The sequence below is a fragment of the Rhodococcus sp. NFXS4 genome (assembly GCF_058139645.1).
Genome location: NZ_CP192221.1, coordinates 2,272,964 through 2,283,742, shown reverse-complemented (window position 1 = coordinate 2,283,742; position 10,779 = coordinate 2,272,964). Strand labels below are relative to the sequence as shown.

Annotated in this window: 9 protein-coding genes; 1 reads left to right on the top strand and 8 read right to left on the bottom strand. The window is 69.5% G+C overall.

Going from position 1 to position 10,779, the window contains the following annotated elements:
• Nucleotides 1-54: 54 nt before the first annotated feature.
• The 8 genes from secG to uvrC form a co-directional block, all read right to left on the bottom strand.
• Complete coding sequence (secG, locus tag J4E04_RS10740) at nt 55-288, bottom strand: preprotein translocase subunit SecG (protein ID WP_027505281.1); 234 nt, start codon at nt 286-288, stop codon at nt 55-57.
• Between the two features lie 89 nt (nt 289-377).
• The gene (gene tpiA / locus J4E04_RS10735) at nt 378-1,193 is read right to left on the bottom strand and encodes a triose-phosphate isomerase (protein ID WP_490150470.1); all 816 of its coding nucleotides are present in this window, start codon (nt 1,191-1,193) and stop codon (nt 378-380) included.
• A 3-nt stretch (nt 1,194-1,196) separates the two neighbouring features.
• Nucleotides 1,197-2,408 carry a phosphoglycerate kinase gene (locus J4E04_RS10730; RefSeq protein WP_490150469.1) on the bottom strand — a complete coding sequence of 404 codons (1,212 nt, stop codon included), beginning with the start codon at nt 2,406-2,408 and terminating at the stop codon, nt 1,197-1,199.
• A gap of 4 nt (nt 2,409-2,412) precedes the next feature.
• The gene (gap, locus tag J4E04_RS10725) at nt 2,413-3,432 is read right to left on the bottom strand and encodes a type I glyceraldehyde-3-phosphate dehydrogenase (RefSeq protein WP_027505278.1); all 1,020 of its coding nucleotides are present in this window, start codon (nt 3,430-3,432) and stop codon (nt 2,413-2,415) included.
• Between the two features lie 175 nt (nt 3,433-3,607).
• Nucleotides 3,608-4,585 carry a DNA-binding protein WhiA gene (gene whiA, locus J4E04_RS10720; protein WP_197027771.1) on the bottom strand — a complete coding sequence of 326 codons (978 nt, stop codon included), beginning with the start codon at nt 4,583-4,585 and terminating at the stop codon, nt 3,608-3,610.
• A complete protein-coding gene (locus J4E04_RS10715) occupies nt 4,582-5,613 on the bottom strand; it encodes a gluconeogenesis factor YvcK family protein (RefSeq protein WP_490150468.1) in 1,032 nt (343 codons plus the stop codon). The genes whiA and J4E04_RS10715 overlap by 4 nt, the downstream gene beginning before the upstream one ends.
• On the bottom strand, nt 5,610-6,527 hold the full coding sequence (gene rapZ, locus J4E04_RS10710) for an RNase adapter RapZ (RefSeq protein WP_051613222.1): 918 nt from the start codon (nt 6,525-6,527) through the stop codon (nt 5,610-5,612). The genes J4E04_RS10715 and rapZ overlap by 4 nt, the downstream gene beginning before the upstream one ends.
• Nucleotides 6,524-8,737, bottom strand: coding sequence for an excinuclease ABC subunit UvrC (gene uvrC / locus J4E04_RS10705; protein ID WP_490150467.1), 2,214 nt, complete (start codon nt 8,735-8,737; stop codon nt 6,524-6,526). The genes rapZ and uvrC overlap by 4 nt, the downstream gene beginning before the upstream one ends.
• An 83-nt stretch (nt 8,738-8,820) precedes the next feature.
• Here uvrC and J4E04_RS10700 point away from each other — a divergent pair, with 83 nt between their 5' ends.
• Nucleotides 8,821-10,779, top strand: coding sequence for a gamma-glutamyltransferase family protein (locus J4E04_RS10700; protein WP_490150466.1), 1,959 nt, complete (start codon nt 8,821-8,823; stop codon nt 10,777-10,779).

The window sequence follows — 10,779 nt, the reverse complement described above, 5'->3', positions numbered from 1 at the left end:
CGGCGCACCCCCGGACCGCAGCGCGGGGCTCACGGCAGGGGTCACATCACCCGATCAGGCGAACTTGATCTCCAGGCCGATGCCCAGGATGCAGATGAGCCACACGACACCGGTGAAGACGGTGACACGGTCGAGGTTCTTCTCGACGACGCTGGACCCGGACAGAGACGACTGCACGCCACCACCGAACAGGCTCGACAGGCCGCCGCCCTTGCCGCGGTGCAGCAGGACGAAGACGAGCAGGCCGATGCTGGTGACCACCAGCAGGATGTCCAGGAACGTGCGCATGATGGCCAATGTTACAGGCCGCGCGCCGCCGAACGACGAAGGGCACGTCGCGTGTGCGACGTGCCCTTCGATCGGTGATGCGCGGTGGGTCAGGGAAGCGGTCCCCCGGCGGCGATGGCACACAGGGTGGCGAACTCGTCCGCCTTCAGCGACGCTCCGCCCACCAGTGCACCGTCGACGTCGGTCTGGCCGACGATCTCGCCCACGTTCTTCGAGCTGACCGATCCGCCGTACAGCACACGGACCGCCGCCGCGGTGTCGACGTCGGCGAGCGACGCCAGCTCCTGACGGATGGCTCCGCAGACTTCCTGCGCGTCCGCGGCACTGGCCACGCGGCCGGTACCGATGGCCCACACCGGCTCGTAGGCGACGACGATTTTCCCGATCTCCTCGGCACTCAGACCCGCGAGGGACGCGCGGAGCTGCGCGACGTTGAACGCCACGTGCTCGCCGGCCTCCCGCACCTCGAGACCCTCACCGATGCAGACGATCGGCACGAGTCCGTGCTTCAGCGCGGCCTTGGTCTTGGCGAGCACCGTCTCGTCGGTCTCGCCGTGTCCGGCGCGACGCTCCGAGTGCCCGACCACGACGTACGTGCAGCCCAGCTTGGCCAGGAACGCGCCGCTGATGTCACCGGTGTACGCGCCGGAGTCGTGGGGCGACAGGTCCTGCGCACCGAAGGTGAGCAGCAGCTTGTCGCCCTCGATCAGCGTCTGGACGCTGCGGATGTCCGTGAACGGCGGGATGACCGCGACGTCGACCTTCTCGAAATACTTCGCGGGCAGTGAGAACGCGATCTTCTGCACCAGCGCGATGGCCTCGAGGTGGTTCAGATTCATCTTCCAGTTACCGGCGATGAACGGGGTCCTGGCCTTACGGTCGAGCGAAGCTCGTGGAGATGTCATGGTTCAGCCCTCCAGGACCGACAGGCCGGGGAGCTGCTTGCCCTCGAGGTACTCGAGGGAGGCACCGCCACCGGTGGAGATGTGCGAGAAACCGGCGTCCGGGAGACCCAGCGTGCGCACGGCCGCGGCGGAGTCGCCACCGCCCACGACACTGAACGCGCCCTTCGTGGTCGCCGCGATGATCGCCCGAGCGATACCTTCGGTGCCCTTCGAGAACTTCTCGAACTCGAAGACTCCGGCGGGACCGTTCCAGAAGATGGTCTTGGCGTTGCTCAGCACCGCCTCGAACCGATCCACCGAGTCGGGTCCCACGTCCAGACCCATCCAGCCGTCGGGGATCTCCGACGCCTTCACCGTCTTCGACTCCGCGTCGGCGGAGAAGCTGTCGGCGACGACGACGTCCGTCGGAAGGTGGATGACGTCACCGAAACGTTCGAGCAGGTCCTTGCACGTCTCGATGCGATCTTCCTGCAGCAGCGACGTGCCCACGGAACACCCTTGCGCCGCAAGGAAGGTGAAAGCCATGCCGCCGCCGATGACCAGCGTGTCGACCTTCGGCGCCAGCGCCTCGATGACACCGATCTTGTCGGACACCTTGGAGCCGCCGAGCACCACGGCGTAGGGACGCTCGGGGGTCTCGGTCAGCTTCGTCAGGACGTCGACCTCGGTCGCGACCAGCGTGCCCGCGTAGTGCGGGAGCAGCGTCGCGACGTCGTAGACCGACGCCTGCTTGCGATGCACGACACCGAAACCGTCGGACACGAACGCGGCGTCGTCGCCGGCCAGCGTGGCCAGTTCCTTCGCCAGCGCCAGCCGCTCGGCGTCGTCCTTGCTGGTCTCGCGCGGATCGAAGCGGATGTTCTCGAGCAGGAGAACGTCTCCGTCGGTCAGACCCTCGGCGCGAGCCTCGGCGTCCTGACCGACGACGTCACCGGCGAGCTGGACGTGGCGTCCCAGCAGTTCGCCGAGCTTCGCCGCGACCGGAGCCAACGAGAACGCGGCGTCCGGCTTGCCCTCCGGCCGGCCGAGGTGCGCGGTCACGATGAGCTTGGCACCCGCCTCGAGCAGCGTCTTCAGCGTCGGGAGCGACGCCTCGATACGGCCGGCGTCCGTGATCTGCCCGTCGTCGAGCGGAACGTTGAAATCGGCACGGACGAGCACGCCGCGTCCGTCGACGCCCTCGTCGATGAGATCCTGCAGTGTCTTGACGGCCATCGGGTCAGAGCGACTTTCCGACGAGTCCGATGAGGTCGACGAGACGGTTGGAGTAGCCCCACTCGTTGTCGTACCAGGAGACGATCTTGACCTGGTCCTCGATGACCTTGGTCAGACCCGAGTCGAAGATCGACGACGCCGGGTCGGTGACGATGTCGGAGGAGACGATCGGTGCGTCGGTGTACTTCAGGATGCCCTTCAGCGGGCCCTCGGCCGCAGCCTTCATGGCCGCGTTGATCTCCTCGACCGAGGCGGTCTTGCGCACCTGGGCGGTGAGGTCGGTGACCGAGCCCGTGGGGATCGGGACGCGCAGCGCGTAGCCGTCGAGCTTGCCGAGCAGCTGCGGGAGCACCAGGCCGATGGCCTTCGCGGCGCCGGTGCCCGTGGGCACGACGTTGAGCGCGGCGGCGCGGGCGCGACGCAGGTCCGAGTGCGGACCGTCCTGCAGGTTCTGATCCTGCGTGTAGGCGTGGATCGTGGTCATGAGGCCCTTGACGATGCCGAACTCGTCGTCGAGCACCTTGGCGATGGGGCCGAGGCAGTTGGTGGTGCACGAGGCGTTCGAGATGATGTTCTGGCTGCCGTCGTACTTGTCGTCGTTGACGCCCATGACGATGGTGATGTCCTCGCCCTTGGCCGGCGCGGAGATGATGACCTTCTTGGCACCGGCGTCGATGTGGCCCTGAGCCTTCGACGCGTCGGTGAAGATGCCGGTGGACTCGACGACGACGTCGACGCCCAGGTCTCCCCACGGCAGGGCGGAGGGACCCTCGCGCAGCGAGAGAGCCTTGATCTTGCGGTCGCCGACGACGATGGTGTCGTCGCCCTCGAGCGAGACGTCGTGCGGGAGGCGGCCGAGGATGGAGTCGTACTTGAGCAGGTGAGCGAGCGTTGCGTTGTCGGTGAGGTCGTTCACCGCAACGATCTCGATGTCGGTGGTGCCGAGCGCCTTCTGCGCATCGACCGCCCGGAAGAAGTTACGTCCGATACGACCGAAGCCGTTCACGCCAACCCGAACCGTCACTGTTCGCTCCTTTGTGTTGAAACTCGTGTTCCTCGTCGATGCACGGGTCGTGCATCGGTTTCCTCCACCGCACGTGATGGTGCGGACGTGTCCGTCACGGGCGACCGAGCCGCTCCGCGACCTGTGATCACCCTAATGGTTCGGGGTGGTGCAGTTCTCGGTCAGGCACCCGCGCTCATGCCTCGTCGAGCAGGTCGGCCGTGACGGCCGACTCCGTGTCCGGGATGCCCGAGTCCTTCGCCTTGCGGTCGGCCATGGACAGCAGTCGGCGGATCCGGCCCGCCACCGCGTCCTTCGTCATGGGCGGATCGGCGAGCTGCCCGAGCTCCTCGAGCGACGCCTGCCGGTGCTGCACGCGCAGGTGACCCGCCGCGGCGAGATGGTCCGGGACGTCCTCGCCGAGAATCGCGAGCGCCCTCTCGACCCGCGCCGCGGCCGCGACGGCCGCCCGCGCGGAGCGGCGCAGGTTGGCGTCGTCGAAGTTCGCGAGACGATTCGCCGTGGCCCGCACCTCGCGGCGCATCCGGCGCTCCTCCCACGTCAGTCGAGTGTCCTGGGCGCCCATCCTCGTGAGGAGGACACCGATGGCCTCGCCGTCGCGTACGACCACGCGATCGGCGCCGCGCACCTCTCGCGCCTTGGCCGCCACACCGAGCCGGCGGGCGGCGCCGACCAGCGCGAGTGCTGCCTCGGGTCCGGGGCAGCTGACCTCGAGCGCGGACGACCTACCGGGTTCGGTGAGCGAGCCGTGCGCGAGGAACGCACCGCGCCACGCCGCCTCGGAATCGGCGACGGTGCCGCCCACCACCTGGGCGGGGAGTCCGCGCACCGGCCGACCACGCATGTCGAGGAGCCCGGTCTGGCGCGCCAGGGCCTCGCCGTCCTTGGCCACCCGGACGATGTAGCGGGTCGACTTGCGCAACCCGCCCGCGCCGATGGAGTGCACGTCCGCGTTGTAGCCGAACAGATCGAACACCTCGCGCTTGAGCCGCCGGGCGATGGACAGCTGGTCCACCTCCGCCTCGACGACGACGCGACCGGCCACGATGTGCAGCCCCCCGGCGAAGCGCAGCAACGCGGCGACCTCTGCCTTGCGGCAGCTGACCGCCGTGATGGTGAGGCGGCTCAGTTCGTCCTTGACATCGGCTGTCATGGCCACGACGTCGATCCCTTCCTGCTGTCGGTGCTGCTGTCGAGGTCGGCCCGGTCGGCGCCCTCGAGAACAGCGGCGAACACGGCCGCGAGCTTGCTCGGGTCGTGTGCGTGTGGTGTCGCCCCCGCGACGTCGGCGTGGACCACGTCGGCGCCGAACACCGCGGCGGCCCGCGCGAGGTGATCACGCTCGGACCCCGGCGGCACCGACGTCGAGTCGACCACCACGTGATGCACCCGAAAACCCGGCGCGTGTTGGGACAGTACGTGGAGATGACGCTCCGCCGAGAATCCCGTGGTCTCCCCCGGCTCCGGCCCGAGATTGAGCACCAGCACCTTGCGGGCCTCGGTGGCGCGCAGCGCCGAGGCGAGCTCGGGCACGAGGACGTGCGGCAACACGCTGGAGAACCAGGACCCGGGTCCGAGGACGACCAGATCGGCGGCGCCCACAGCGGTGACGGCCTGCTCGGTGGCCGGCGGATCCGACGGGCGCAGTCGGACGCGCCGCACCTTGCCGGGGGTGGTGGCGACGGCGACCTGCCCACGGATGACGCGGCTCACGCGCGGGTCGGACTCGAGTCCCGACACGTCCGCCTCGATGTCCAGGGCGATGGGCGACATCGGCAGCACCCGGCCGTCGACACCGAGCAACCGCGCGGCCTCGTCGAGTGCGGCCACCGGGTCACCGAGCACCTCGGACAGTCCGGCGAGCAGAAGGTTGCCCACCGAGTGCCCGGCGAGCGCGCCGCTGCCGCCGAAGCGGTGCTGCAGGATGTCCGCCCAGAGCCTGCCCTGCGGAGAGTCTGCGGCCAACGCCGCGAGCGCCATCCGCAGATCGCCGGGCGGGATCATGCCGAGCTCCGCGCGTAATCGGCCGGACGACCCGCCGTCGTCGGCCACGGTGACCACCGCCGTCACCCGGGTGGAGAGCGACCGTACGGCGGACAGGGTCGCGAAGAGACCGTGTCCGCCGCCGAGCGCGACGATGTGCGGAGCGTCGTCGTCGCCGCGTCCGCCGTCCGCGCTCACTCTCGACCCAGGTCGCGGTGCACGACGCGGACGCTGGTGTCGGCATCGGCACGCAGCCGTTCGGCGAGCGCCTCGGTCATGGCGACGCTGCGATGCTTGCCGCCGGTGCAGCCGACGGCGACGGTCATGTACCGCTTGCCCTCGCGCCGGTAGCCGGCGAGCGTCATCGTCAGCAGGCGGTGATACAGCTCGAGGTACTCCTCCGCGTCCGGCTGCCCCAGCACGTAGTCCCGCACGCCGGCGTCCTTGCCGGTGAGCGGGCGCAGCTCGGGGATCCAGTGCGGGTTCGGGAGGAAACGCATGTCACACAGCACGTCCGCGTCGAGCGGTACCCCGTACTTGAAGCCGAAGGACTCGACGGTGACGGCCACGGTGCCCACCACGTCGTCGCCGAACGCCGCGGCGACACGATCGCGCAGACCGTGCACGGAGAGCGAGCTCGTGTCGATGACGATGTCCGCGGCCTCCTTGACGGTGGCCAACCGGGCCCGCTCGTCCGAGATGCCTTCTGTGAGTGTGCCGTCCACACCGTAGTTCTGCAGCGGGTGGCTGCGGCGCACCGATTCGAATCGCCGGATCAGCACGTCGTCGGACGCGTCCAGGAACAGCACGCGCGGGCGCACCCCGTCCGCTGCCAGGTCGGCGAGCAGGGTGCCGACGTCGCCGTTGAACAATCGGCTGCGCACGTCGACCACCAGGGCGAGCCGCTCGATGCCGGGGTCCGAGGTGCGACCGATCTCGATCATGCGAGTGATCAGCTCGGGCGGCATGTTGTCGGCGACGTACCAGCCCAGGTCCTCGAGGACCTTGGCCGCCGTGCCGAGCCCGGCACCGGACAGCCCTGTGACCAGAGCGACGTCGATGTCGGAGTGCGGTCGAACGGGGTCACCCACCTGCTCTCGCTGCACGTTCACTCGTCCCGGTGTCCTGTTCCTCGATGCGCGGCCACCGACAGCGGCTCACCGGACGGTGCCGGCAGCTCGTCACGGTCGCTGCCGTCGGTGCGTTCATCATGTCGTACCGGGGCGCTGTCCGCTTCGTTGTCGGGGACCGCGGTCGGTTCCGACGCGGCCGCGGCAGCCGACGCGTCCTGGTCCTGTGGAACTCCCAGTGCCTCGAGGACGGCGCGTGCCGTCGTCTCGCCGATACCCGGCACCTTCACGATCTCGGACACCTCGGCCTGCTTGAGCTTGGCCACCGAGCCGAAGTGCGTCACCAACGCCGTGCGACGCGCCTCACCGAGCCCGCGCACCGAGTCCAGCGCGGACGCCGTCATGCGCTTGGACCGCTTGCTGCGGTGGAACGTGATGGCGAAGCGGTGCGCCTCGTCGCGAACCCGCTGGAGGAGGTACAGCGACTCGCTGGTGCGCGGCAGGATCACGGGGTCGCTCTCCCCCGGTATCCACACCTCCTCGAGCCGTTTCGCGAGGCCCACCACCGCGACGTCGGTGACGCCCAGCTCGTCGAGCACCTCGGCCGCCGCGGCCACCTGCGGTGCGCCGCCGTCGACGACGAAGAGGTTCGGCGGGTAGGCGAAGCGACGGGGCCGACCCGTCTGCGGGTCGAGGGAGGCCTCGGGAGCCAGATCGCCGCCGGAGTCCTTGCCGTGACGCAGGAACCGTCGCCGTGTGACCTCGGCGATGCTCGCGACGTCGTCCGAGTGACCGTCTCCCGCAGCCTCCTTGATGGAGTAGTGGCGGTAGTCGCTCTTGCGCGGCAACCCGTCCTCGAACACCACCAGCGACGCGACCACGTCGGTGCCCTGGACGTGCGAGATGTCGATGCACTCGATACGCAACGGTGCACTGTCGAGGTCGAGCGCTTCCTGGATGCCCTGCAACGCTGCGGAGCGCGACGTGAAGTCGCCCGCACGCTTCATCTTGTGCTGCTGGAGCGCTTCGACGGCGTTGCGATACACCGTCTTCGCGAGCTCCTTCTTGTCGCCGCGACGAGGCACCCGCAGCTGCACCGCGGACCCGCGCAGCGAACTGAGCCACGCCTGCACCTCGTCGGCGTTCGGCGGCAGCACCGGAACGAGCACCTCGCGGGGTACGGCGTTGGCAGCGGCGTCCTCGGTGGACGACGAGAGCGAGGCCTGCTCGCCGTAGAACTGGGTGAGGAACTGCTCGACGAGAGCCGGCAGATCGGACGCCGCCTCCGCGTCCACCGGAGCGTCCTGCGCCTCGGCACGATCGTCGGCCCCGGCGGACGTCGCCTCGGCCGCGACCGCGGCGTCGATCACCTCGCCCGCCTTCTCCACGACCCACCCGCGCTGGCCGCGCACGCGACCGCCGCGGACGTGGAACACCTGGACCGCCGCTTCGAGGTCGTCGCTCGCGAAGGCGACGAGGTCCGCGTCGGTGCCGTCGCCGAGCACCACGGCCTGCTTCTCGAGTGCGCGCCGCAGTGCCCCCACATCGTCACGCAGCCGGGCCGCCGTCTCGAAGTCCAGGTCCTCCGACGCCTTCTGCATCCGGTTCTCGAGCTCGCGGACGAGTTTGTCGGTCTTGCCGGACAGGAAGTCGCAGAAGTTCTCGACGGTCGCACGGTGTTCGGCCGCCGACACGCGTCCGACGCACGGCGCCGAGCACTTGTCGATGTACCCGAGCAGACAGGGCCGACCGATCTGGTTGTGCCGCTTGAACACTCCAGCGGAGCACGTCCGCGCCGGGAACACCCGCAACAGCAGGTCCAACGTCTCGCGAATCGCCCACGCGTGCGCGTACGGGCCGAAGTAGCGCACACCCTTGCGCCGAGGCCCGCGGTAGACGAACAACCGCGGGTACTCCTCGTTGAGCGTGACCGCGAGCATCGGATAGCTCTTGTCGTCCCGGTACCGGACGTTGAATCGAGGATCGAACTCCTTGATCCAGTTGTACTCGAGCTGGAGCGCCTCCACCTCGGTGGTGACGACGGTCCATTCGACGCTGGCAGCCGTGGTGACCATCTGACGCGTACGAGGATGCAGGCCGGCGATGTCGGCGAAGTAGGAATTGAGACGGCTGCGCAGGCTCTTCGCCTTGCCGACGTAGATGACGCGGCCGTGCGGATCACGAAATTTGTAGACCCCTGGCTCGACCGGAATGGTTCCGGTGGCCGGGCGGTACGTAGCGGGGTCGGACACAGCTCCACGGTAGTCGTCGTGACCGACAGTCGAAATCCGCCGTTCGGGCTGCGAACCACGCGAGGACGCGGTGTCATGGATCGGTGACTTCACGCCGATCACTGACTCGACCTCTCGCCCTCGCGGCCGTCGTCGCACTCACCGCCGTGTCCTGCTCCTCGGGCAGCGGTGACGACGCTTCCGGCTCGGCCCCCTCGTGCGTCGCGGGCGGAGGCGGCACCCCCGTCACCGCGGACGCGGGCACGGGACCGGACGGAGCGCCGGAGGTCGCCACCGGCTACCGCACCGGAATGACCGCGGTGCGCACCGCCACGTACGCGGTGTCGACCGCCAATCCGGTGTCGACGGAGGCGGCGTGCGAGGTGCTGCGCGACGGCGGGACCGCGGCCGACGCGCTGGTCGCGGCGCAGACGGTGCTCGGACTGGTCGAGCCGCAGAGCTCCGGTATCGGCGGCGGCGCCTTCCTCCTCTACTACGACGCCGAGTCGAGGACTCTGCGTGCCTACGACGGCCGTGAGACGGCCCCCGCCTCTGCCACCGCGAATTACCTGCGCTTCGTGGACGACACGGCTGCCCCCGGTGCGCCCGCCGATCTGTCCGTGCCGAAGCCCGATGCCCGATCGAGCGGCCGCGCGATCGGCGTTCCCGGCATCGTGCGCATGCTGGACGACGTCCACCGCGATCACGGGAGCAAGGAGTGGCGGTCACTGTTCGATCCGGCCATCGCGCTGTCCGACGACGGCTTCGAGATCAGTCCTCGGATGGCGTCGTCCATCGCGGACTCGGCGCCGGAACTGGCACTCGATCCGGCCTCTCGCGACTACTTCCTCGAGCCGGACGGCAGCCCGAAGGCAGCGGGGACGACGCTGACGAACCCCGCGATGGCCAAGACGCTCGGCGCGATCGCCACCGAGGGTGCCGACGCGTTCTACACCGGCGCGCTGGCGCAGTCGATCGTCGACGCGACGGCGGACACGACGGGCGGGCGCACCCCCGGCCGGCTGACACTCGACGATCTCGCCGGATACGAGGCGAAGGAGCGGGACGCGGTGTGCGTGCCGTACCGCGACACGGACGTGTGCGGCATGCCGGGCCCGTCGTCGGGCGGTATCGCGGTCGCGTCCACGATGGGCATCCTGTCCCACTTCGACATGGCGCAGTACGCACCCGCCTCCACCGATGCCGACGGTGGAGTCCCCGACGCGGAGGGCGTCCATCTCATCGCCGAGGCGGAGCGCCTCGCGTACGCCGACCGCGACAAGTACGTCGCCGATCCCGACTACATCCCCCTGCCCGGTGGCAGCCCCGCCGAGCTACTCGATCCGGACTACCTCGAGCAGCGCGCCCGCATGATCGATCCCGCCCGCAGCATGGGCACGGCTCAGCCGGGCGACTTCGGTCCGATACCCCTGAGCAGCTACGCCGGACCGGAGGCAGGGACCAGTCACCTCAGCATCGTGGACAGCGCGGGGAACGTCGCGTCGATGACCACCACGGTGGAGTCGGCGTTCGGCTCCTTCCACATGACGGAGGGCTTCCTCCTCAACAACCAGCTGACCGACTTCTCGGCCGCACCCGAGGGTCCCGACGGGGTACCCGTGGCCAACCGCGTGGAGCCCGGCAAGCGTCCCCGCAGTTCCATGGCGCCGACGATCGTGTTCGACCGCGGGGACGACGGTGCGCGGGGTGACGTGCGGCTGGTGACCGGATCACCCGGCGGTTCGGTCATCATCCAGTTCGTCGTGAAGAACCTCGTCGGCATGCTCGACTGGGGTCTCGATCCGCAGCAGGCCGTGTCCGCCGTCAACGTGGGTGCGGCCAACGCGCCGACGACGAACGTGGGCGGCGAGCACCCGAACATCGACGCGCAGAACGACGGTGCCGCGGATCCGCTGGTGTCGGCTCTGCGGGCGATGGGCCACCAGGCGTCGGTGGCCGATCAGTCCAGCGGCTCGAGCGCCCTGGTCCGAACGGCCGACGGCTGGATCGGCGGTGCCGATCCCCGACGCGAGGGTGTCGTCATGGGAGACGAGATCGAGTGA